The following is a 23,250-nucleotide window of genomic DNA, read 5'->3' as shown; positions in this document are numbered from 1 at the left end:
CCGGCCTCAAACCCGAGCCGCAAGGCACCCCACATTGGCCCGACCCTCCCTCCTTGCCCCTATAACTTAATAACGCAACGGGCCCCTTGAGGGGGAGATGGCCGGGAGGCCAGAGGGGGGTACAGCGCCATACGCCCGTCATTATCTAACCTGGCGCTCTGCGAGAGCTATGGGCGCGTGCAGCGCCACCCTCAAGTAATCACACTTGGCTCGGCGCGGCCGGTATGGCTGTGAATCCCGGCAATATCATCGGCCGCGGCTATCACATCGGCAAGGGCGGCCTGGGTGTCGAGGTCGTGCCTCGACTTGTCCGACTCGTAGCGCTCGATATAGACGCGCAGCGTGGCACCTGACGTGCCGGTGCCGGACAGCCGAAAGACCACCCGCGAACCGCCTTCGAACAGCACCCTGATGCCCTGATGCTCGCTGATCGAACCGTCGACGGGATCGTGGTAGGCAAAGTCGTCGGCGCTGGCGATTGTCATGCCGCGCACGCTGGCACCCGGCAGCGCGCCGAGCTTGGCGCGCAGTTCGTCGACCAATGCGTTGGCGCGGTCGCTCTCAACCTCTTCATAATCGTGCCGCGAATAGTAGTTGCGACCGTAGGTCGCCCAGTGCTCGGCGACGATCTGCTTGCAGCTTTCGCCCCGCGCGGCAAGGATGTTGAGCCACAAAAGCACCGCCCAAAGGCCGTCCTTTTCGCGGACGTGGTTGGAACCGGTGCCGGCACTTTCCTCGCCGCAGATCGTCGCCATGTCGGCGTCGAGCAGATTGCCGAAGAACTTCCAGCCTGTCGGCGTCTCATAGAGGGCGATGCCGAGTTTTTCGGCGACGCGGTCGGCAGCGCCACTGGTCGGCATCGAGCGGGCGATGCCCTTCAGCCCGCCCTTGTAGCCGGGCGCCAGGCGGGCGTTGGCGGCAAGCATGGCAACCGAGTCCGACGGGGTGACGAAAATGCCCTTGCCGATGATCAGATTGCGGTCACCGTCGCCATCCGAGGCAGCGCCGAAATCCGGCGCGTCTGGTCCCATCATCTCGTCATAGAGGTGCTTGGCATGGACGAGGTTCGGGTCCGGGTGATGGCCGCCGAAATCCGGCAGCGGCTTGAAATTGCGGCAGGTGCCGTTGGGCGCGCCGAGCCGGTTTTCCAGGATCTCCTTGGCGTAGGGGCCGGTCACCGCGTGCATGGCGTCGAAGCGCATGCGGAAGCCGGATTTGAACAGTTTGCGCAGGGCATCGAAATCGAACAGGCTTTCCATCAGTTCGGCATAGTCGGCGACCGGGTCGATGACCTCGACCGTCATGCCGGCGGCCTTGACCGTGCCTGTTGTGTCGATGTCGATCGGATCGATGTCGGCGATCTTGAAGCTCGAAATCGCCCTGGTCTTTTCGAAGATCACGTCGGTCAGCTTTTCCGGCGCCGGGCCGCCATTGCCGGCATTGTACTTGATGCCGAAATCCTCATGCGGACCGCCCGGATTGTGGCTGGCCGACAGGATGATGCCGCCAAAGGTCTTGTATTTGCGGATGACATGCGAGGCGGCCGGCGTCGACAGGATACCGCCCTGCCCGACCATCACCTTGCCGAAGCCGTTGGCGGCTGCCATGGCGATGGCCTTCTGGATGACCTCGCGGTTGTAGAAGCGGCCATCGCCGCCGATCACCAGGGTCTTGCCCTTGAAACCGTCGAGCGCGTCGAAGATCGACTGGATGAAATTCTCGGCATAGTGCTCCTGCTGAAAGACAGGCACCTTCTTGCGCAGGCCCGACGTGCCGGGCTTCTGGTCGGAATAAGGCTTGGTGGGGACGGTGCGTATCATGCTTCAGGCAACCCTTTTCGAAAGCAGAGAGCGATAGAGTTCGACATATTTTTCCGCGCTCTTGTCCCATGACACATCGGCCTTCATGCCCTGGCGCTGCAACGATTCCCAGACCGCCGGACTGGCATGTGCGTCGACGAGGCGGCGGATGGCGTGCAGCAAGGCACCGCCATTGTTGGGCGCGAACTGGAAGCCGGTGGCGACGCCGGCCGAAACGGCAGCCTCATTGGCGTCGATTACCGTGTCGGCAAGGCCGCCGGTGCGGGCAACCACGGGTACGCAGCCATAGCGCAGGCCGTAAAGCTGCGTCAGCCCGCACGGTTCGAAGCGCGAGGGAATGACGATGGCGTCGCAGCCGCCTTGCATGATGTGCGACAGCCCCTCGTCGTAGCCGACAACGACCCCAATGCGGCCGCGATGCCGGGCGGCGGCGGCGAGCAGCGCGCCTTCGAGGCCGGCATCGCCCGAGCCGAGGATGGCCAAGCGCGCTCCCGTGGCAACGATGCCGTCGACCACCAGCGCCAGTATGTCCATGCCCTTCTGCCAGGTCAGCCGGCTGACGACGCAGATGATCGGGCTGTCATCACGCTCAAGGCTGAAGCGGTCCTCCACGGCAGGCCTGTTGGGCGCGCGCGCCTTCAGCGTGCTCGCCGTGTAGGGGGACACCAGATGCTTGTCGGTTTCGGGATCCCAGATGCCGGTGTCAATGCCGTTGACTATGCCATAGAGATCGCTGGAGCGCATGTTGATGAGGCCGTCGAGACCCATGCCGAATTCCGCCGAGCGGATCTCCTGCGCGTAGGTCGGGCTGACCGTGGTGATCGCCCAGGCGGCCTGCAGGCCGGCCTTGAGGAAGCCGACGCCGCCATAATATTCGACGCCGTCGAGCGCCATCGCCGCCGCCGGCAGGCCGAGTTCGCCAAAGATGGCGGCGCCGAACTGGCCCTGGAAAGCGAGGTTGTGGACAGTCATCATCGATGGCACGCCGACCGCCTTGCCGTAGCGCATATAGGCCAGGGTCATCGCCGACTGCCAGTCATGGGCATGGACGATGTCGGGTTGGTAGCCAGAGATGGCGCCACCGGCGATGTCGCCGCCGACCTGGCTCAGCGCCGCGAAGCGCCGCCAGTTGTCGGGCCAATCGACCCCGGTCGCATTGCCATAGGGGCCGCCGGGACGGTCGAACAGATGCGGCGCATCGAGCACGAACAGTTCGAGCCCGGCAAGCTGGACGGAATGGACGGAGGCCTTGCCGCCCTGCAGCAAGGGATATTGCAGAACCGCCCGCTTCTTCTTGAAGGCAGCCATGACGGTCGGAAAACCGGGAATGAGCGTGCGCACGGTCACGCCCTTGGCGGCAAGCGCGATGGGCAGCGCGCCGGTCACGTCGGCAAGCCCTCCGGTCTTGATCAGCGGAAAGATCTCGGGCGTGACCGACAGAACCTGCATGCGTTAGAGCCCCAGCTTGTCGATCATGTCCTGGGTGACCAGGCAGATGCCCTTTTCGGAAACGCGGAAGCGCTTGGCGTCGAGGACGGGATCTTCGCCGACCACCAGGCCTTCTGGTATCCTAACACCATGGTCGATGACCACGCGCTTCAACTTTGCGTTCCGGCCGACATGAACGTCGGGCAGCATGACGACTTCTTCCAGCGTCGAAAAGGAATTGATGCGCGCGCCGGTGAAGATCAGGCTTCTTTTGAGCGACGCACCGGAGACGATGCAGTCGCCCGAGACAAGCGAGGACACGGCCGAACCGCGGCGGCCATCCTCGTCATGCACGAACTTTGCCGGCGGCTTCAATTCGGCATAGGTCCAGATCGGCCAGTCGCGGTCGTAGAGGTCGAGTTCAGGCGTGATGTCGGTCAGGTCGATATTGGCTTCCCAATAGGCGTCGACCGTTCCGACGTCGCGCCAGTAGGCCTCGTTCTCGGCGGTCGAGCGGACGCAGGATTTGGCGAAGCGATGCGCGATCGCCTTACCGTGCTGGACGATATAGGGGATGATGTCCTTGCCGAAGTCGCGACTTGAGCCCGGCTCGGCCGCATCGCGGCGCAATTGCTCCATCAGGAATTTGGTCTTGAACACGTAGATGCCCATCGAAGCCAGCGCGAATTCCGGCTTATCGGGAATGCCGGGCGGATCGGCGGGTTTTTCGACAAAGGCGATGATGTTGTCCTTGGCATCGACATGCATGACGCCGAAGCCGGTGGCTTCCATGCGCGGCACTTCGAGGCAGCCGACGGTGACATCGGCATTGGCGTCGACGTGCTGGCGAAGCATCATCTCGTAGTCCATCTTGTAGATGTGGTCGCCGGCCAAGATCACCATGTATTCGGGCCCGTAGGCCTCGATGATGTCGATGTTCTGATAAACGGCGTCGGCGGTGCCTTCATACCACTGCGTTTCCGAGACGCGCTGGCTGGCCGGCAGGATGTCGAAACTCTCGTTTCGCTCGGGCCGCAGGAAGTTCCAGCCGCGCTGCAGATGACGGATCAGCGAATGCGCCTTGTACTGGGTGGCAACGCCAAGGCGGCGAATGCCGGAATTCAGAGCATTGGAGAGCGCGAAGTCGATAATGCGCGTCTTGCCGCCGAAATATACGGCCGGCTTGGCACGCCGGTCGGTCAGTTCCCTGAGGCGGCTCCCACGGCCGCCGGCCAATACATAGGCCATGGCATCGCGCGCCAGCGGCTGGGTCCGTTTCAAGTCTGCCATTTCTACCCTCCCAAGTTACTCGATATCGCCGTTTTACTCAGTCTCGACGGGCTCAGTCGGCAACGAGCTCGAGCATGATCGTCGACAGCGGCGGCAAAAGCATCGTCGCGGAGATGCTTCCTCCCTCCGCCCGTGCCTCGACCATGCCGCCATTGCCCTTGCCGGACCCGCCATATTCGGAAGCGTCGGTGTTGATGATTTCGCGCCATTTGCCTGATATCGGCAACGGCACGCGATAATTGTCACGCGGCACCGGCGTGAAATTGGAAATGACGGCCACCGGGCTGCCGCCCGGTGCACTGCGCAGCCAGGCAAAAACCGAATTCTGGCTGTCATCGACGATCAGCCAGGAAAACCCTTCCGGCTCACAATCACGGCCATGCAGTGCCGGGCGCGAACGGTAGAGATAGTTGAGATCGCGCACCGTCTGCCAGACGCCGCGATGCGGCCGGAATTCAAGCAGGTTCCAGTCGAGCGCGCGCGCCTCGCTCCATTCGCGGCGCTGCGCGAACTCCTGCCCCATGAAAAGCAGCTTCTTGCCGGGATAGCCCCACATGAAAGCGTAGTAGGCGCGCAGCGTCGCAAACTTCTGCCAATCGTCGCCGGCCATCTTGCCAAGCAACGTGCCTTTGCCGTGCACGACCTCGTCATGCGAGAGCGGCAGCACGAAATTCTCGGAGAAGGCGTAGGTCAGGCCGAAGGTGAGGTCGTTGTGGTGGTGCTTTCGGAAGATCGGTTCCTTGGAGAAATACTCCAGCGTGTCGTGCATGAAGCCCATATTCCACTTGAAGCCGAAGCCCAGCCCGCCTTCATGCACCGGTGCCGAGACCTTCGGCCAAGAGGTCGATTCCTCGGCGATGGTCATCACGCCCGGATGGTGGCCGTAGACCTCCTTGTTCATCTTCTGCAGGAAGCTGACCGCCTCAAGGTTCTCGCGGCCGCCTTTCTCGTTGGGGATCCATTCGCCGGCCTTGCGCGAATAGTCGAGGTACAGCATCGAGGCGACCGCATCGACGCGAAGTCCGTCGACATGGTATTTCTCGGCCCAGAACAACGCATTGTTGACCAGGAACGACACCACCTCGCGGCGGCCGAAATTGTAGATCGCGGTGTTCCAGTCGGGATGAAACCCCTTGCGCGGATCGGCATGTTCATAGAGCGCGGTGCCATCGAAATTGGCCAGGCCGTGCTCATCGACCGGGAAATGCGCCGGCACCCAGTCGAGAATAACGCCGACGCCGGCACGGTGGGCGCCGTCGACGAAGCGGGCAAAGCCGTCCGGATCGCCAAAGCGGGCCGATGGCGCGTAGAGGCCGGTCGTCTGGTAGCCCCAGGACGGGTCATAGGGATGTTCAGAGATCGGCATGAATTCGATATGGGTGAAGCCGGTCTCGACCACATAGGGGATGAGCCGGTCGGCCAGTTCGTCCCATGACAGGAACGTACCGTCGTCGCGAAGCTGCCAGGAACCGGCATGGACCTCATAGATCGAAATGGCTTCGCGCCGGTGATCGGCATTGCGCCAGAAATTGCGATGCGCCTCATCGCCCCACTCATGCGCCGGCGGCACAGCAACGACCGAAGCGGTGGCCGGACGCAGTTCGGATTTGAAGGCGAACGGATCGGCCTTCAGCGGCAGCCTGACGCCGTCGGGGCCGATGATCTCGTATTTGTAGGGCCGGCCAGCACCGATATCGGGAATGAACACCTCCCAGATGCCGGTGTCGCGGCGGTCGCGCATCGAGTGCCGGCGGCCGTCCCATTCGTTGAAATCGCCGACCACAGAGACACGCCGCGCATTGGGAGCCCAGACGGCGAAATGCACGCCGGTGGCGCCTTCGTGCTCGATGACATGAGCGCCGAGCTTGTCGAACAGCCTGAGATGCGATCCCTCGGCGATGTAGTAGTCGTCCATCGGCCCGAGCACCGGACCGAACGAATAGGGATCGGTCAGCCACCAGTCGCCGCCGGCATTGCGCGCGTGATAGCGAAGCGGTTGCCGCTTCTTGATCGAGAGCTTGCCTTCGAAAAAGCCGCCATCGTCGCGCCTGGACAATTCACCCGCGATGGTGCCGGTCAGCGTATAAGCGGTGACGAATTCGGCATTCGGAACAAAGCAGCGGGCCACAAAACCCTTCCCAGCCTCCTGAACACCGAGAACGGCAAACGGATCGCCATGCGTACCGGCAACAATCGCCGCAACATCGCTGGCTGCCGCCAGTCCGTCCGGCCCGCTTGTCGCAGCGGTCGCGCGCGGCTTCTTCATCAGGCAGTGTCCCTCCCCAGGCACCGAGTGTTTGTTTCTAGTGGTGTGATCCGACTTTTAAGTTCACACCACCGGGACCACATTGTTTGCGGCCTCATGCAATCACATCAGGCAGGCACGTTCCAGATTTCTTTCGCATATTGGCGGATCGTGCGATCGGAGGAGAACCAGCCGACACGCGCCACATTGCGGATTGCCCTGGCGTACCAGTCGGGACTGTTGCGCCAGACCGCATCGACCTCGCGCTGGGCGGTGGCATAGGCATCGAAATCGGCGGCGACCATGAACCAGTCGCTGTTGTAGAGACCGTTGACGAGGTCGCGGTAACGCTCCGGATCATCCGGCGAGAAGACGCCTGACGAAACAGCCGCGACCGCTTGCGCCAGCTCGGGCGATCCTTCGATGACGGCGCGCGGATCGTAGCCGTTGTTGCGCCGCTCGGCGACCTCGGCGGTGGTCAGGCCGAAGATGAAGATGTTGTCGTCACCGACGCATTCCTTGATCTCGACATTGGCACCGTCGAGCGTGCCGATGGTCAGCGCGCCGTTCAGCGCGAACTTCATGTTGCCGGTGCCCGACGCTTCCATGCCGGCGGTCGAGATCTGCTCGGAAAGGTCGGCAGCCGGCATCATGATCTCGGCAAGGCTGACATTGTAGTTCGGCACGAACACGACCTTCAGCAAACCGCGCACGGCCGGGTCGCGGTTGATGACCTTGGCGACGTCGTTGGCGAGTTTGATGATCAGCTTGGCGTTGTGATAGCTGGGCGCCGCCTTGCCGCCGAAGAATTTCACGCGCGGCATCCAGTCGCGCTCGGGGTGCGAGCGGATCTGGTCATAGAGGGCGATCGCCTCGAGGATGTTCAGAAGCTGGCGCTTGTATTCGTGGATGCGTTTGATCTGGATGTCGAAAAGCGCCGAAGGATCGACCTTGATGCCGAGCCGGTCGGCGACGAGGTTGGCCAATCGCGCCTTGTTGGCGCGCTTGACGGCGGCGAACTTGTCGCGAAAGACGGCATCGCCGGCGAAACCGTCGAGATCCTTGATGGCGTCGATGTCATCGAGAAAACGGTCGCCGATCGCCTCGCGGGCGAGCGACGTCAGTCCGGGATTGCATTGGATCAGCCAGCGCCGCGGCGTGATGCCGTTGGTCTTGTTGTTGATACGATCGGGATAGAGCTTGTGCAGGTCGGCGAACACCGTCTCCTTCATCAGGTCGGTGTGAAGAGCCGAAACGCCGTTGATGGAATGCGAGCCGACAAAGGCCAGATTGCCCATGCGCACCCGGCGGTCGCCATTTTCCTGGATCAGCGAGATGCGGCCAATCTGCTCGTCCGAGAACTGGTTGGAAGCACGCGCCTCCAGAAGCACTTCAGCGTTGATGGCATAGACGATCTGCATGTGGCGCGGCAAAAGCCGCTCGAACAGCGGCACCGGCCAGCTTTCCAGCGCCTCGGGCAGCAGTGTGTGGTTGGTGTAGCCGAAGGTGCGCTGGGTGATATCCCAGGCCTGGTCGAAGTCCATGCCGTGGACGTCCATCAACAGGCGCATCAACTCCGGCACGGCGATGGCGGGATGGGTGTCGTTCAAGTGGATCGCAGCCTTGTCGGGCAGCGACTTCAGGTCGCCATATTGGCTCAGATGGCGCTGCACGATGTCCTGCAGCGAGGCGGTGGAGAAGAAATACTCCTGCCGAAGCCGCAGTTCCTGCCCGGCCTTGTGGGAATCGGCGGGATAGAGCACGCGCGACAAGGCATCGGCCTTGTTGCTTTCGGCTAGCGCGCCGATGTGGTCGCCGGCATTGAATTTGTCCAGCAGGATCGGATCGACCGGCATCCCCGACCAGAGCCGCAGCGTGTTGACGCGGTTGGCCCGCCAGCCGACGACGGGCGTGTCATAGGCGACGGCCAGCACATGCTCGGTCGGTTTCCAGACATGGCGTTCGAGGCGCCCATCCTTGGAGGTGATCGATTCCACCGAACCGCCGAAACCAACCTCGAAGGAGCGTTCGCGACGTTCGAACTCCCACGGGTTACCGTGATCAAGCCAGGTCTCTGGCAGTTCGACCTGCCAGCCGTCGTGAATCTCCTGCCGGAACATGCCATTGGCATAGCGGATGCCGTAGCCATGCGCCGGAATGTCGACGGTCGCCATGCTTTCCATGAAGCAGGCCGCGAGCCGGCCGAGGCCGCCATTGCCGAGCGCCGCATCGGGCTCGAGTGCTGCAATCAAGTCGAGGTCGACACCCAGCGACGACAGCGCCTCGCGCATGTTGTCCATCAGGCCCAGATTGGAGAAGGCATCACGCATCAGGCGGCCGATGAGGAATTCCAGCGACAGATAATAGACGCGCTTTTCCTTCTGGTCGTAAGCCTCTCTCGTCGCCTGCATCCAGTGATCGACGATCCGGTCGCGCACGACCTTGATCGAGGCGGTCAGCCAGTCGTACTGGGTCGCAACGGTGGTGTCCTTGCCGACCCTGTATTTGAGGGCCACCAAGACTTCACGTGCGAGTGTCTTTGGATCAGGATTTTCGAGCAGTGGCGGAAGGGGTTCGGATGTCATCGCGCTCGTCATGATGCCTCTCGTGCGGTTGCCATGATCATACCGGCTTTCATCGCTCCTCCCAGCCCATGCTAGCTGATACCGCCATATATTCAATCGATTTAAACAGGTTCGATCCGGCTTGCCCCCTGCGGCAATTTGGCAATTCTGAAGTGTGACGCGTCAAGACGGCCCGCGCGACGCGCTTCAAATTCCTGTTCCGTGCTTGCCGCTGTTGCCAAGCACCAGCCACTTTGGGCGACATGTATCAAGCCGCCAGCGCCGCCTCCGGCGGGGCCTTGGCTCCTGTCATGAAGGCGACGGCATCGGACATCGTATATTGCTTGGGGTCGATGACGGCGAGGCGACGGCCCAGCCGATGGATGTGAATGCGATCGGCCACTTCGAAGACATGCGGCATGTTGTGCGAGATCAGCACGATCGGGAGGCCGCGCTTCTTGACGTCGAGGATCAATTCGAGCACGCGGCGGCTTTCCTTGACGCCAAGCGCGGCCGTCGGTTCGTCCATGATCACCACCCGACTGCCGAAGGCGGCCGCACGTGCCACGGCAACGCCCTGTCTTTGGCCGCCCGAGAGCGTCTCCACAGCCTGGCTGATGTTCTGGATGGTCATCAGGCCAAGTTCGGTAAGTTTGTCGCGGGCGCGCTTTTCCATCGCCGGGCGATCGAGCATGCGAAGCCAATCGCCCAGAAAACCCGGTTTACGGATTTCGCGGCCAAGGAACATGTTGTCGGCGATCGACAGCGCGGGCGACAGCGCCAGGTTCTGGTAGACGGTCTCGATGCCGGCTTCGCGGGCCTCCATCGGCGATTTGAAGGAGACGGGTTTTCCTTCAAGCCGGATCTCGCCTTCATCGGGCACGGCAGCGCCGGAAATCGCCTTGATGAGCGACGATTTGCCGGCGCCATTGTCACCGATGACCGCAAGGATTTCGCCGGGGTAAAGGTCGAAGTCGGCGTTGTCGAGGGCGGTGACGCGGCCGTAGCGCTTGACCAGGCCACGCGCGGTGAGAATGGGTTCCTGGGTCGTGGTCATGCCGAAACCTTTCTGATCCATTGGTCGACTGCCACGGCGCCGATGATCAGCACACCGGTGAGCAGCACCTTCCATTGCGGATCGGCGCCCAGCATGTTGAGGCCCATGGAGACGACGCCGACGATCATCGCGCCGAACAGCGTGCCCAGGATCGAGCCACGTCCGCCGAACAGGGAAATACCGCCGATCACCGTCGCGGTGATCGCCTGGAGATTGTAGTCGGTGACGGCGGCCGACGGCGAGATCGAGCCGTTGCGGCCGATGGAGACCCAGGCAGCGAAAGCGGCGATCAGCCCGGCAAGGGTGTAGACCGTCATCAGCACCTTCTTGGTCTGGATGCCCGACAGCTTCGCCGCCTCCTGATCATCGCCAACGGCGTAGACATGGCGGCCCCATGCCGTGTGATTGAGCACGTACCAGAGGATCATCACGAGCACGACCGTGGCAATGACGCCGAGCGTCAGCACCGCCGTGCCGACCTTGAAGCTGATGGCAAAGAGATGCAGCAGCGGCGCCTGGGTGTCGACATCGGTGTCGCGGATCGTCTCGTTGGCCGAATAGATGAAGTTGGTGGCCATGACGATGTTCCAGGTGCCAAGCGTCACGATGAAGGGCGGCAGCTTCATGTAGGCGACAAGCACCCCGTTGAGCAGCCCGCAGGCCGCGCCGGCGGCAAGCCCGATCGCCACGGCGAGCGCGCTCGGCATGCCATAGCTGACCGCGCAATTGCCCATGATCACCGCTGAAATCACCATGATCACGCCAATCGACAGGTCGATGCCGGCGGTCAGGATGACCAATGTCTGCGCAGCACCCAGAATGCCGATGATGGCGATCTGCTGCAGGATCAGCGTCAGTGTGTAGGACGAAAAGAACCGCCCTCCGATGGTGATGCCGAAGACGATGATCGCCAGAACCAGCACGATCAGCGGCACCGCGGCCGGCGTCGAATGCAGGAAATGCTGGATGCGCTTGACGGCCGATTTGTGCTCGTCAAAAGCGGCAACGCTTGTATCGCTGCTCGAGAGAACCTTCTCGAATTCCTGAGCTTGAGCCATGTTTACTCCCCGTAGGCTTCAGCCAAACGCCGACGCCAGTCCACGCCTTTCCGGTCTGCTGCCGGGATTGTTCGCGGTCACGCGAGCCATCGTCCACCCTGAGCGGCCGGGGATCAAGCCCCGGCCGCTCAGGTTCCCTGGATGCCTGTCAGACCGGGATCAGCCCCAGCACTTGGCGAGGCCTTCCTTGGTGTCGATGGACTTCACGCCGGTGGCCGGCTTGTCGGTCACCAGGTTGACGCCGGTGTCGAAGAAGTTCTTGCCTTCGGTCGGCTTCGGCTTGGTTCCGTCCTTGGCGAAGGCGGCGATCGCCTCGATGCCGAGCGCTGCCATCTGCAGCGGATATTGCTGCGACGTGGCGCCGATGACACCTTCGGCCACCGACTTCACGCCGGGGCAGCCGCCGTCGACGGAGACGATCAGCACCTGGCTTTCGAGGCCGACAGCCTTGAGCGCCTGGTAGGCGCCGACAGCAGCAGGCTCGTTGATGGTGTGGATGACGTTGATGGTGTTGTCCTTCTGCAGGAGGTTCTCCATCGCCTTGCGGCCGCCCTCTTCATTGCCGTTGGTGACGTCGTGGCCGACGATGCGCGCATCGTCCTCATCGCCGATCTTGTTGGGATCCTTCACGTCGATGCCGTAGCCCATCATGAAGCCCTGGTCGCGAAGCACGTCGACGGTCGGCTGCGAAGGCGTCAGGTCGAGGAAGCCGATCTTGGCGTCCTTGGCCTTGTCGCCGAGCGTGGCGGCTGCCCAGGCACCGATCAGCTTGCCGGCTTCGAGATTGTCCGTTGCAAAGGTCGCGTCGGCGGCGTCGATCGGATCGAGCGGCGTGTCGAGCGCGATCACCAGCAGGCCCGCATCGCGCGCCTTCTTCACGGTAGGCACGATGCCCTTGGTGTCGGATGCAGTGATCAGGATACCCTTGGCGCCGTCGGCGATGCAACTCTCGATCGCCGCGACCTGGCTCTCGCTGTCGCCGTCGATCTTGCCGGCATAGGTCTTGAGGTCGACGCCGAGTTCCTTGGCCTTCGCGGTGGCGCCCTCCTTCATCTTGACGAAGAAGGGATTGGTGTCAGTCTTGGTGATCAGGCAGGCACCGACACCAGCCGCGGATGCGGACGACGCAGACGCCATCAGCCCCAGAGCCGCGGCGGCAAACACGGTCGATTTCAACAGTTTTGTATTGGTCACGATTTCCTCCCAGTGGAACTATCCGGATGCCGGCCAACCGGCACCTGCAGCGCGTCCAACGAAATTCTCCCAGCGTGGACGCCGTCTCAACAGACACCAGCACGAAGCCCCTGTCAATAATTAAATCACTCTTATTTATTATTGACAGCCTTGCTTCGTTCACCCATTCTGGCCCAAAAGCATTGAGGGGAAACGACGGGAGGAACAGGGTGGAAACGGCCATTGCGAGGCACGGTTCGCCCGAGGTGAATGACAGTCTCATTCACCGCGGCACCAACCAGAGCGGCATGCGCGACCACAACGAGCGGTTGGTGCTGTCGCTGGTGCGCCAGCACGGCAGCCTGGCAAAATCCGACATCGCCCGCATGACCGGCCTTTCGGCGCAGACGGTTTCGGTCATCATGCGCGAGTTGGAGGAAGAAAGCCTCCTGCTGCGCCAGGCGCCGTTGCGCGGCAAGATCGGCCAGCCTTCCATCCCGATGGCGCTCAACCCCGAAGGCGCTTTCTTCATTGGCCTGAAGATCGGCCGCCGCAGCGCTGAACTGGTATTGATAGATTTCCTTGGCCATGTCCGTTCGATGCTGCAGCATTCCTATCGCTACCCGGCGCCGCGCGAGACGGTGGACTTCGTCACCAACGGCATGCGGCAGATGCGCGGCGAGCTGACGCCCGCGCAAGACAAGCGCATCGCCGGGCTCGGCATCGCCATGCCGTTCGAATTGTGGAACTGGGCCGATACCGCCGGCGCCCCGCGCGATGTCATGGACGAATGGCGTCACCGCGACATCAGGGCCGACATCCAGGCGCAATGCGATTTTCCGGTCTATTTGCAGAACGATGCCACGTCGGCCTGCGGCGCCGAGCTCGTCTTCGGCCAGGCGGGCGCCGCGCGTGACTTCGTCTATTTCTATATCGGCGCCTTTGCCGGTGGCGGCATCGTGCTGAATGGCCGGCTTTTTGGCGGCCCGACCGGCAATGCCGGAGCGCTCGGCTCCATGCCGGTGCCCGGGCCGGACGGCAAGCCGACCCAACTGATCGATGTCGCTTCCATCGCGATGCTCGAAAAGGCGCTCAATGCGCGCGGCACCGAGGCCTCGCATCTGTGGACCTCGCCGGAAGACTGGGGCGAGATCGGATCCGAACTCGACGACTGGATCGCCAGCGCCTCAAGGGCGCTCGCTTACGCCATCGTCGCCGCATCCTCGATCATCGATTTCGAAGCGGCGGTGATCGACGGCTGGATGCCGAAGGCGGTGCGTCGCCGGCTGGTCGACGCCATCATCGCGGCAATCGCCACGATCGATGGCGAAGGCTTGAAGCTGCCCGCCATTCGCGAGGGAACCGTCGGCATCCATGCCCGGGCGCTCGGCGGCGCCAGCCTGCCACTTTCCGAACGCTTCCTGATCGGCTCGACGACGATTTCCAGGAGCGCCTGATGCTGATCGGAATTCCGGCGCTGCTCGGTCCGGAGCTTCTGGCGATCCTGCGCGGCATGGGGCATGGCGACGAAATCGCCCTTGTCGACGGAAACTATCCGGCGGAACAGCAGGCAACCCGGCTGGTGCGCGCCGATGGTCACCCTCTTATCCCCGTACTCGACGCGATATTGAGTGTCCTGCCTGTCGATGACGCCGTGCCGGAGGCGCTGTTTCGCGCCTCGGTCAAGGGCGATCCCTCGCTTGCCGATCCCGTCCATCATGAGATCGAGGCGATCTGCGCCAAACGGGCGCCAGGCCGCAAGGTGGTTGCGCTGGCCGGCACCGACTTCTATGCACGGGTCAAATCGGCGCACGCCATCGTCGCGACAAGCGAGCCACGGCTCTACGCCAACATCATCATCCGCAAGGGCGTGATCCATCCGCCGGAGACCAGGAAGCCATGATCCTCTGCTGCGGCGAAGCCCTGATCGACATGCTGCCGCGCACGACGACAGCGGGTGAGCCGGCCTTTGCGCCTTATGTCGGCGGCGCGGTGTTCAACACGGCGATCGCGCTTGGCCGGCTCGGCGCGCCGGCAGGCTTCTTTTCGGGCCTGTCGTCGGATCTGTTCGGCGGCCAGTTCCGGGATGCGCTGGGGGCAAGCAAGGTCAGCTCCACCTATGCGCACACCTCACCACGGCCAACGACGCTGGCCTTCGTCAAGCTCACCAACGGCCAGGCGACCTACACTTTCTATGACGAGAACACCGCCGGCCGCATGCTGACCGTCGACGACCTGCCGCAGCTTGGCAGCGAGATCGAAGCCATGCTGTTCGGTGCCATCAGCCTGATTTCGGAGCCAGCCGGCAGTGCCTATGAGGAGTTCATGCGGCGCGAGCATGAAAGTCGAGTCATGATGCTCGATCCCAACATCCGGCCGAACTTCATACCGGACAAGGCCAAGCATCTCAGGCGCATTCGCGCGATGATGGCGATGGCCGACATCGTGAAATTGTCGGACGAAGACCTGAGCTGGTTCGGCGAAGCCGGCTCGCACGAGGATGTCATCCGCAACTGGCTGGATCGAGGCCCGAAGCTGATCGTCGTCACCCATGGCAGCGAAGGCGCCGTCGGCTATACCAGGGAACATGCCGTCACCGTCATGCCGGAAAAGGTCGAGGTGGTCGACACGGTCGGTGCCGGCGATACCTTCAACGCCGGCATCCTCGCCTCCTTGCATGAGCAGGACCTGCTGACCAAGGCGGCGATTTCCGGCTTGTCGAAAGACGCCATCCACAAGGCGCTGGCGCTCGGCGCGAAGGCGGCGGCAGTGACCGTGTCGCGGGCCGGCGCCAATCCACCCTGGCGACATGAAATCGCCTGAGTAACGCTCAACATAAGTTGAGCCCAATCGATCACTTTATGTTTCGCAAGGGCTCTTTCCAAGGCTATGAGGGCGGGATGGCGCCTGACGAAGCCCGGATTTCCGGCATCTGACTGACATTCGCCGGGAAATACTGGTAACGGACTGCGACACTTGGGCAATTTAGGGCTCCGCCTGCCCGGCTTTCTCGGCAAGCGCAACTCTGGTACCAGCGGCCGATTATCTGGCTAACCCGTTTTGAGGCCGACATGCAGTTCATCGATCTTGGCGCGCAGCGCGAACGAATCCGCGACCGGCTGAAGGCCGCGATCGACCGTGTCGTCGACGAAGGCCGTTATATTCTTGGCCCGCAAGTCACCGAATTCGAGAACAAGCTTGCCGCCTATATCGGCACCAAGCATGTCGTGGCCTGCGCCAACGGCACCGACGCGCTGCTGTTGCCGCTGTTTGCGGCCGGCATCGGCCCGGGTGACGCGGTGTTCGTGCCGAGCTTCACTTTCGCCGCCACCGCCGAAGTGGTGGCACTGGCCAAGGCCGAGCCGGTGTTCGTCGATGTCGACCCGCATAGCTACAACATCGACATTGCCAGCCTCGAAGCGGCCATCGCCATGATCAAGAAGGAAGGAAGGCTGAAGCCGAAGGCTATCATTCCTGTCGATCTGTTTGGCCTAGCCGCCGATTACGAGGCGATCATGGCGATCGCCAACCGCGAAGGGCTGATGGTGATCGAGGATGCCGCCCAGTCGATGGGCGGTTCGCTCGACGGCAAGATGTGCGGTGCTTTCGGCCATGTCGGATCGACCAGCTTCTATCCGGCCAAGCCGCTTGGCTGCTACGGCGACGGCGGCGCGATGTTCACCAATGACGATGCTTTGGCCGAGCAGCTTCGCTCCTTCGCCTTCCATGGCAAGGGCGAGACGCAATACGACAATGTCCGCGTTGGCATCAATTCGCGACTCGACACGCTGCAGGCGGCGATCCTGATCGAGAAGCTGGCCATCCTGGAAGACGAGATGATCGCCCGGCAGGTGGTGGCAAAACGCTATGCCGAAGGGCTTGGCGACATCGTCACCGCCGCCCGCAATCTGGACGGCACCCGTTCGGCCTGGGCGCAATACGCCATCGAGACGCCCAAGCGCGACGGGCTGAGGGCGCATCTCGGCGAGAAAGGCATTCCGTCTGTCATTTACTACGTGAAGCCGCTGCATGCTCAGGTCGCTTATCGCGACTACCCACGCACGCCGAGCGGCCTTGCCGTTTCGGAAGACCTGCCGAATCGGATCCTGTGCCTGCCGATGCATCCTTATCTCAATGAAGCCGATCAGGACCGCATCATCGAGACGATCCGCAACTATATCGGCTCGAATTCGGCGCAGGCCGCGGCGGAGTAAGCTGCCGAGCCTTTCTCAGCCGGGGCCCGCCGCCCTGCCGCTGGCAATGAAATGCGGATTGGCAAAATCCTCGTCGTCGCTTTGCCTGCGCTTGCCATAAACCAGAGGCTGGCCATCGAGCGTGCGCGTCATGCCGCCGGCGGCGCGCAGGATGGCGTCGCCCGCCGCTGTGTCCCATTCCATGGTGCGGCCGAAGCGCGGATAGACATCGGCCTCGGCACCGGCGAGAAGGCAGAATTTCAAGGACGAACCGACCGAAACGATTTCGGCGGCACCCAGGTCGCGAATATAGGCCTCGGTTTCCGGTGTGTTGTGAGACCTGCTGGCGACGACGGCCAGCGGCGTCGCGGCCGTTCTCGCCGCGATCGACCGGCGGCCGACGACCTGGTAATCGCCATCGATTTCGAGTGATTCCGCCCTGCCCGGCTGGCCGGAAAAGAAGCGCCCCGTACAGGGCGCAAAGACGACGCCGACTTCCGGCACGCCATCGCGAACCAGCGCTATGTTGACGGTGAAATCGGTGCGGCGGTTAACGAACTCCTTGGTCCCATCGAGCGGATCGATCAGAAAAAAAGCCCCGTCCAGGTCGGGCGGCACGATCCCGGCGGAAGCTTCTTCCTCGGCCACGCAGGGGATATCGGGAAATGCGGCACGCAGTCCGGCGAGAATGATCTTTTCGCTCTCGCGGTCCGCCTCGGTCACCGGCGAGGCGTCGGACTTGCGGTCAACCGCACAGCCGGCGTGGAATACGCGCATCACCTCGCGCCCGGCCGACAAGGCCAGGCGCTCGAAGATTTCGAGCATCAGCCTGTCGTCAGATGCCGCCGCCGCTATCGTATTGGTCTTCGGCAATGTCGCGCTCGTTCAGCCAGTGTTCCAGGGCGTCGACCATCTCTTCGGCCGACTTGCCGAGTGTCCGCAGATGGATCTCCGGGGTTTCCGGCGCTTCATAAGGGGAATCGACGCCGGTGAAATTCTTGATCTCGCCATTCAGTGCGCGCGCATAGAGGCCCTTAGGATCACGCCTGGCGCATTCCTCGAACGGCGTATCGACAAACACCTCGATGAACTCGCCATCGGCCATCAATTCGCGCGCCATGCGCCGCTCGGCGCTGAACGGCGAAATGAACGACACGATGACGACCAACCCGGCATCGGCCATCAAACGCGCCACTTCGGCGACGCGGCGGATGTTTTCGACGCGATCGGCGTCGGTGAAACCAAGATCGCGGTTGAGACCGTGACGGACGTTGTCGCCGTCCAGGATATAGGTATGGCGGCCGGTAGCGAACAGCTTCTTTTCGAACAGGTTGGCGATGGTCGACTTGCCGGATCCCGACAGCCCAGTGAACCAGAACACGGCGGGCCGCTGGTTCTTCATGTCGGCGCGCACGCGCTTGCCGACATCGAGCGACTGCCAATGAATGTTTTCGGCACGGCGCAACGAGTGCAGGATCATTCCGGCGCCGACCGTGGCGTTGGAGATGCGGTCGATCAGGATGAAGGCGCCGGTGGTGCGGTTTTCGGCGAAGGGATCGAAGGCGATCGGCGTCCGCGTCGAGATGTTGCAGATGCCGACTTCGTTCATTTCGAGCGACTTGGCCGCTTCATGGGCAAAGTCATTGACGTTGATCCGATATTTCAGGTCGGTGACGGTGGCGCTGGTCTGGTCGGTCTCGGTGCGCAGGATGTAAGAGCGGCCTGGCAGCAACGCATGCTCGTCGAACCAGACGATGTTGGCGGCGAACTGGTCGGCGACTTGCGGCCGTGCGGCAGGCGAAACCAGCATGTTGCCGCGCGAGATTTCGACTTCGTCATCGAGGACGAGCGTGACGGCCTGGCCGGCGGCCGCCTGGGCGAGATCGCCGCCATACGAGACGATCCGCTTGACGCGCGAGGATTTGCCGGACTTGGCGACAACGACCTCGTCGCCGGGCGCAACCGAGCCGGAGGCGACCGTGCCGGCAAAGCCGCGAAAGTCGAGATTGGGACGATTGACATACTGGACCGGGAAACGGAACGGCAGTTCGACCATCGCTTCGTCGACCGACACGGTTTCGAGATGCTCGATCAGCGTCGGGCCGGAATACCATTCCATGCTTTCCGACCGGCGGCTGACATTGTCGCCATAACGGGCCGACATTGGGATCGGCACAATGGTCTGGAAGCCGAGATCGCGTGAGAATTGCCCGTAGTCTTCGACGATCCGGTCGAAAACCGCCTGATCGAAATCGACAAGATCGATCTTGTTGACGGCCAGAACGACGTGGCGGATGCCGAGCAGCGAGGCGATGATCGAATGCCGCCTTGTCTGGCGAAGCACCCCCTGCCGGGCATCGATCAGCACGATTGCCAGGTCGGCGGTCGAGGCGCCGGTGGCCATGTTGCGGGTGTATTGCTCGTGGCCAGGTGTGTCGGCAACGATGAATTTGCGTTTCGGTGTGGCGAAGAAGCGGTAAGCGACGTCGATGGTGATGCCTTGCTCGCGCTCGGCCTCCAGACCGTCGACCAGCAGCGCGAAATCGATGTCGTCGCCCGTCGTGCCATGCTTGCGCGAATCGCGTTCGAGCGCGGCGAGTTGATCCTCGAAAATCTGCTTGGTGTCGGACAGCAGGCGCCCGATCAGCGTCGACTTGCCGTCATCGACCGAGCCGCAGGTCAGGAAGCGCAGCAGCGACTTTTTCTCCTGCGCAGCCAGATAGTCGCGAACGTCGTCGGTGGGAGCGAGGCTCTTTGCCATGATGTGGCGCATGGTCAAAAGTACCCCTCGCGCTTCTTCTTTTCCATCGAGCCGGCTTCATCGCGGTCGATCAGGCGACCCTGCCGTTCGGACGTGCGTGCCGTCAGCATTTCGCCGACGATGGCTTCCAGCGTGTCGGCATCCGATTCGATGGCGCCGGTCAGCGGATAGCAACCCAGCGTGCGGAACCGCACCAGCCTGTTCTCCACTGTCTCGCCGGGGCGCAGTTTCATGCGGTCGTCGTCCCGCAGGATCAGCATGCCGTCGCGTTCCACCACCGGCCGTTCCTTCGCGAAATAGAGCGGCACGATCGGGATACTTTCCTGCAGGATGTACTGCCAGATATCGAGTTCGGTCCAGTTCGACAGCGGAAAGACGCGGATCGATTCACCCGATGCGATGCGGGTGTTGAATATCTTCCACATTTCGGGGCGCTGGTTCTTCGGATCCCACACATGCTGGGCGTTGCGGAAGGAAAAGATGCGCTCCTTGGCGCGCGATTTCTCCTCGTCGCGACGAGCGCCGCCAAAGGCCGCATCGAAACCGTATTTGTCGAGCGCCTGGCGCAGCGCCACGGTCTTCATGACATGGGTGTGGGTGTTCGAACCATGGTCGAACGGATTGATGTTGTCGCGCACGCCGTCTTCGTTGACATGAACCAGGAGATCGAAGCCGAGTTTCTGCGCCATCTGATCGCGAAAGGCGATCATCTCGCGGAACTTCCACGTCGTGTCGACGTGAAGAAAGGGGAACGGCGGCTTGGCGGGATAAAACGCCTTCATCGCCAGATGCATCAACACGGATGAATCCTTGCCGACCGAATAGAGCATGACCGGTTTGGCAAAAGCGGCCGCAACCTCACGGAATATATGGATGGACTCGGCTTCAAGCCGCTGAAGATGCGTAAGCGCTGTTGTCATGGGCCGTGGGCGTTCTTTCGTATCTTCCAACAGAAGACCTTGCCTCAAATCATCGAGCTCTTCGCGCCCGGTTCGAGCCTTGTTTCCGGACAATCTTTCTCGTGCCGGCGTTCTAGCAGATCGCCATTGTCAAGAACAATGCTGGACTGGCCCGGCCGCACATGGTTCGAGAATGAATTTTCCACAGATGCCGGCAAACCCGGAAATTCCTGCCCGCAAGCTCAACGGCCCAGAAAACGCGGGGAAAATATTGCTTGAATGGACCAGTTGCGGCTTTCAAGGGACTTCCTCTGGTCGGCCCGCGCCTGCCGCCGATTTTCGGTGGCAATCTGCCCTATACACTATCGAAAATGGGGGGCAGCCGCTATACCAGCCTCGGGAAGCGGGCAAGTGCATCATGAGGCATGGGGCAATTTCGAGGCGAGCGCATTCAACTTCGCTAAACAGATCCGCCGCATGAAACTTGCCGAAGACAGCGAGCCCGAAAATTGACCCGGCTTTCATCCCTGAGACAGCAATTCACGCCTTCGCGGATCAACAACTACTTCTCCATCCTTTGCTTCTTTTTTCCACCGGTTCTGGGATCGGTGGTCAGCTTTGTATTCAATGGCGGAGGCCTTTCGTCAGTCCTGCTGATTGCTTTACGGAAAAGGCGCTTCAACGCCGACCGGCCCATGATCTGGATGACGGTCGCGATCTATGCCTACTGCGCCTCCAATCTCCTGGCTTCCATCGTCAACAATTCGTTCGCCCGGGATGCGCCGCATCTTATCCCGCTGGTGACCTTCCTGTTTTTCCCCGTGTCCTATTCGACCTGGAGCATCACGCAGAAAACCACGCTTGCCCGCATCATCGTGCTTTCCAGCATGGCCGCCTGCTTTGTCGCGCTGCTCATAGCCGTCATCCAGCAATATTGGATTGGCGTCAGGGCCGAGGGGGGAGCTGGAAATCCGATCGTCTTCGCAACCGTCGTCTGCCTTTCCGTGGTCATGTGTGTGGCTGGCGCCTTGTCCGGTATTGAGCAAGCGCGGACACCCCTCTTCTACGCGGCACTGGCCGGGACGATCGCCGTCATCTATTCCGGCTCGCGTATCGTCTGGCTGGCACTGCTGATCACCGGTATCGCCGTCATGCTGATCAACCGGCACAGGCTCAGAGGCAGGAATGCCGTTCGCCTGCTGCTGCTGCTGGAGGCGGTCGGCGTCGTGATCGCCGCTTCCAGCTTCCAGGCGATATCCGGGCGGGTCGACTTTTTGCGCTCCGATTGGGGTGCGCTTGGAGCCAGCGGCAACTACGATACCTCGCTGGGAATACGTGTTGCGCTTTGGGAGATCGGCCTCAAAGCATTCCATGACATGCCACTGTTCGGGCACGGTGTGGGTGCAACCCAGCTTCTGATCAAGCAGGGCTTTCATGAGCAGTTCGCGATGGACACAGGCTTCAACCATTTTCACAACGGCTTCCTGACCGCCTTGGTGCAAGCGGGAATTCTGGGCGCCGTGACGCTGGCGGCGATCTTTATCGTTGCCGCTGGAAATGCCGTCCGGGTCTTGCGAAACAGCAGCGATCCGAGCGAGCGGTTCGGCGCGACCATGATTGTCGTCGTGGTGATCACCTATCTGACGGCCGGAATGACAGGCATCCTGATCGGCCATGACATTCTGGACTCGGTGCTGATGGTCTTCCTGGTGAGCGGAACATATCTCGCCTCCGGCCGCCAGGTTCCATTGTTGGAAGAGCAGGCACCTGCGCCAGTGATGGAAGAGCGAGTAGTCAGCAAAGAGCTGTTTCGGGCAAGACCATGAAGGTTCTGGTCACGGGAGCGACAGGTTTCATCGGGCGTCTTGTCGTGCGCCACCTTCGCGAAGCCGGTGCCGAGCTTCGCCTCGCCTCCCGCCATCCCGAGAGGCTGGGTTCGGAAAACGAGACTGTGCCGATGCCCGGTTTCGACGCGCCGGCCGCCGCCTTCCTGGAACTGACCCGGGATATGACTGACGTCGTCCATTGCGCCGGCCTCAACAATGATCAGGGAAATGCAACCGAAGCCGATTACAGGGCAGTCAATGTGGAATTGAGCGCGCGGCTGGCGCATGCAGCGGCCGCCCAGATAAGCGGACGCTTCATCCATCTCTCCTCGATCCGAGCGGTAATCGGCGCGCACGTCAGCGCAACGATCGACGAGGACACGCTTCCTGCCCCACAATGCGCCTATGGACGCTCGAAGCGCGAAGGCGAGATCAAGGTTTTGGACGCCTACGCGTTACACGGCCGCTCGGACGCCGCCGTGTTGCGCCTGCCTCCGGTTTATGGAAGCGGCATGAGGGGAAATCTGGCAACGCTGATGCGCCTTGCCGATACGCCGCTGCCGCTGCCGACGGGTGCCTTGACCGGAATCCGCTCGCTGATGTCTTCCGAGGCCGCGGTGCGAGCAGTGTCGCACCTGCTCAGCCATTCCGGACCGCTTCGCCCGATCTACGTCGGCGCCGATGTGCCGCCGGTCACCGTCGAGACCGTTATCGTCGCCTTTCGCAGAGGTTTGGGGCGGCCTGTGCGTCTGATGGCTGTGCCGGCCGGCCTGATACGGCCGGTCGTGGCCGCGCTCGGCAGGCGGGCGTTCTGGGACAGCCTGACTGCGACACAGATATGCGACCCCGCCCTGCTGGTATCGCAGGGGTGGACGCCTGAAGCTCGCACGGTCGAGCGGCTGGCCGAGCTGGCGCGGCTCGGTAGATCCTGACTCC

General features: G+C 62.2%; 18 protein-coding genes. 7 read left to right on the top strand and 11 right to left on the bottom strand.

Annotation, left to right across the window (positions count from 1 at the left end; all coding sequences use genetic code 11):
• Positions 1-191: 191 nt before the first annotated feature.
• From NKJ04_RS20080 to NKJ04_RS20045, 8 genes are all read right to left on the bottom strand, one after another.
• The gene (locus tag NKJ04_RS20080) at positions 192-1,820 is read right to left on the bottom strand and encodes an alpha-D-glucose phosphate-specific phosphoglucomutase (RefSeq protein ID WP_352677164.1); all 1,629 of its coding nucleotides are present in this window, start codon (positions 1,818-1,820) and stop codon (positions 192-194) included.
• Positions 1,821-1,823: 3 nt separating this feature from the next.
• Positions 1,824-3,269 (bottom strand): glycogen synthase GlgA, encoded by a 1,446-nt coding sequence (gene glgA, locus NKJ04_RS20075; protein ID WP_352677163.1) that lies wholly within the window; start codon positions 3,267-3,269, stop codon positions 1,824-1,826.
• A 3-nt stretch (positions 3,270-3,272) separates the two neighbouring features.
• Positions 3,273-4,538, bottom strand: coding sequence for a glucose-1-phosphate adenylyltransferase (gene glgC, locus NKJ04_RS20070; RefSeq protein ID WP_023808506.1), 1,266 nt, complete (start codon positions 4,536-4,538; stop codon positions 3,273-3,275).
• 52 nt (positions 4,539-4,590) lie between these two features.
• Positions 4,591-6,804 (bottom strand): 1,4-alpha-glucan branching protein GlgB, encoded by a 2,214-nt coding sequence (gene glgB, locus NKJ04_RS20065; protein WP_023808507.1) that lies wholly within the window; start codon positions 6,802-6,804, stop codon positions 4,591-4,593.
• Between the two features lie 107 nt (positions 6,805-6,911).
• Positions 6,912-9,380 carry a glycogen/starch/alpha-glucan phosphorylase gene (locus NKJ04_RS20060; RefSeq protein WP_352677162.1) on the bottom strand — a complete coding sequence of 823 codons (2,469 nt, stop codon included), beginning with the start codon at positions 9,378-9,380 and terminating at the stop codon, positions 6,912-6,914.
• A 235-nt stretch (positions 9,381-9,615) separates the two neighbouring features.
• Positions 9,616-10,425 carry an ATP-binding cassette domain-containing protein gene (locus tag NKJ04_RS20055; protein WP_352441333.1) on the bottom strand — a complete coding sequence of 270 codons (810 nt, stop codon included), beginning with the start codon at positions 10,423-10,425 and terminating at the stop codon, positions 9,616-9,618.
• Complete coding sequence (locus NKJ04_RS20050; protein WP_127269995.1) at positions 10,401-11,462, bottom strand: ABC transporter permease; 1,062 nt, start codon at positions 11,460-11,462, stop codon at positions 10,401-10,403. Before NKJ04_RS20050 ends, NKJ04_RS20055 begins: the two co-directional genes overlap by 25 nt.
• A 159-nt stretch (positions 11,463-11,621) precedes the next feature.
• Positions 11,622-12,599, bottom strand: a complete 978-nt coding sequence (locus NKJ04_RS20045) for a sugar ABC transporter substrate-binding protein (RefSeq protein ID WP_502895823.1) — start codon at positions 12,597-12,599, stop codon at positions 11,622-11,624.
• A gap of 266 nt (positions 12,600-12,865) precedes the next feature.
• Here NKJ04_RS20045 and NKJ04_RS20040 point away from each other — a divergent pair, with 266 nt between their 5' ends.
• From NKJ04_RS20040 to NKJ04_RS20025, 4 genes are all read left to right on the top strand, one after another.
• A complete protein-coding gene (locus NKJ04_RS20040) occupies positions 12,866-14,092 on the top strand; it encodes an ROK family transcriptional regulator (protein ID WP_352677161.1) in 1,227 nt (408 codons plus the stop codon).
• Positions 14,092-14,538 carry an RbsD/FucU family protein gene (locus NKJ04_RS20035; RefSeq protein WP_352677160.1) on the top strand — a complete coding sequence of 149 codons (447 nt, stop codon included), beginning with the start codon at positions 14,092-14,094 and terminating at the stop codon, positions 14,536-14,538. Before NKJ04_RS20040 ends, NKJ04_RS20035 begins: the two co-directional genes overlap by 1 nt.
• Positions 14,535-15,458 (top strand): carbohydrate kinase family protein, encoded by a 924-nt coding sequence (locus NKJ04_RS20030; RefSeq protein WP_352677159.1) that lies wholly within the window; start codon positions 14,535-14,537, stop codon positions 15,456-15,458. The genes NKJ04_RS20035 and NKJ04_RS20030 overlap by 4 nt, the downstream gene beginning before the upstream one ends.
• Positions 15,459-15,706: 248 nt before the next feature.
• Positions 15,707-16,849, top strand: coding sequence for a DegT/DnrJ/EryC1/StrS family aminotransferase (locus NKJ04_RS20025; RefSeq protein ID WP_352677158.1), 1,143 nt, complete (start codon positions 15,707-15,709; stop codon positions 16,847-16,849).
• Positions 16,850-16,864: 15 nt separating this feature from the next.
• On the opposite strand, the gene cysQ is transcribed toward NKJ04_RS20025, so the two are convergent.
• The 3 genes from cysQ to cysD are packed head-to-tail and all read right to left on the bottom strand — an operon-like array spanning position 16,865 to position 20,509.
• A complete protein-coding gene (gene cysQ / locus NKJ04_RS20020; protein ID WP_352677169.1) occupies positions 16,865-17,653 on the bottom strand; it encodes a 3'(2'),5'-bisphosphate nucleotidase CysQ in 789 nt (262 codons plus the stop codon).
• A 10-nt stretch (positions 17,654-17,663) separates the two neighbouring features.
• A complete protein-coding gene (cysN, locus tag NKJ04_RS20015) occupies positions 17,664-19,601 on the bottom strand; it encodes a sulfate adenylyltransferase subunit CysN (RefSeq protein ID WP_352677157.1) in 1,938 nt (645 codons plus the stop codon).
• 2 nt (positions 19,602-19,603) lie between these two features.
• Positions 19,604-20,509 (bottom strand): sulfate adenylyltransferase subunit CysD, encoded by a 906-nt coding sequence (gene cysD / locus NKJ04_RS20010; protein WP_023808519.1) that lies wholly within the window; start codon positions 20,507-20,509, stop codon positions 19,604-19,606.
• A 258-nt stretch (positions 20,510-20,767) separates the two neighbouring features.
• Here cysD and NKJ04_RS20005 point away from each other — a divergent pair, with 258 nt between their 5' ends.
• Genes NKJ04_RS20005 through NKJ04_RS19995 form a run of 3 tightly spaced genes read left to right on the top strand, consistent with a single transcriptional unit; the run spans position 20,768 to position 23,246 of the window.
• Positions 20,768-21,001, top strand: a complete 234-nt coding sequence (locus NKJ04_RS20005) for a hypothetical protein (RefSeq protein WP_352677156.1) — start codon at positions 20,768-20,770, stop codon at positions 20,999-21,001.
• Positions 20,998-22,314, top strand: a complete 1,317-nt coding sequence (locus NKJ04_RS20000) for an O-antigen ligase family protein (RefSeq protein WP_352677155.1) — start codon at positions 20,998-21,000, stop codon at positions 22,312-22,314. Before NKJ04_RS20005 ends, NKJ04_RS20000 begins: the two co-directional genes overlap by 4 nt.
• Positions 22,311-23,246 (top strand): NAD-dependent epimerase/dehydratase family protein, encoded by a 936-nt coding sequence (locus NKJ04_RS19995; protein WP_128302915.1) that lies wholly within the window; start codon positions 22,311-22,313, stop codon positions 23,244-23,246. The genes NKJ04_RS20000 and NKJ04_RS19995 overlap by 4 nt, the downstream gene beginning before the upstream one ends.
• Positions 23,247-23,250: the final 4 nt, after the last annotated feature.

The organism is Mesorhizobium sp. M0618 (genome assembly GCF_040320765.1).
Classification (GTDB): Bacteria; Pseudomonadota; Alphaproteobacteria; order Rhizobiales; family Rhizobiaceae; genus Mesorhizobium.
Note: the sequence above shows the minus strand (reverse complement) of the source record. Positions and strands in the feature narration are given on the sequence as shown.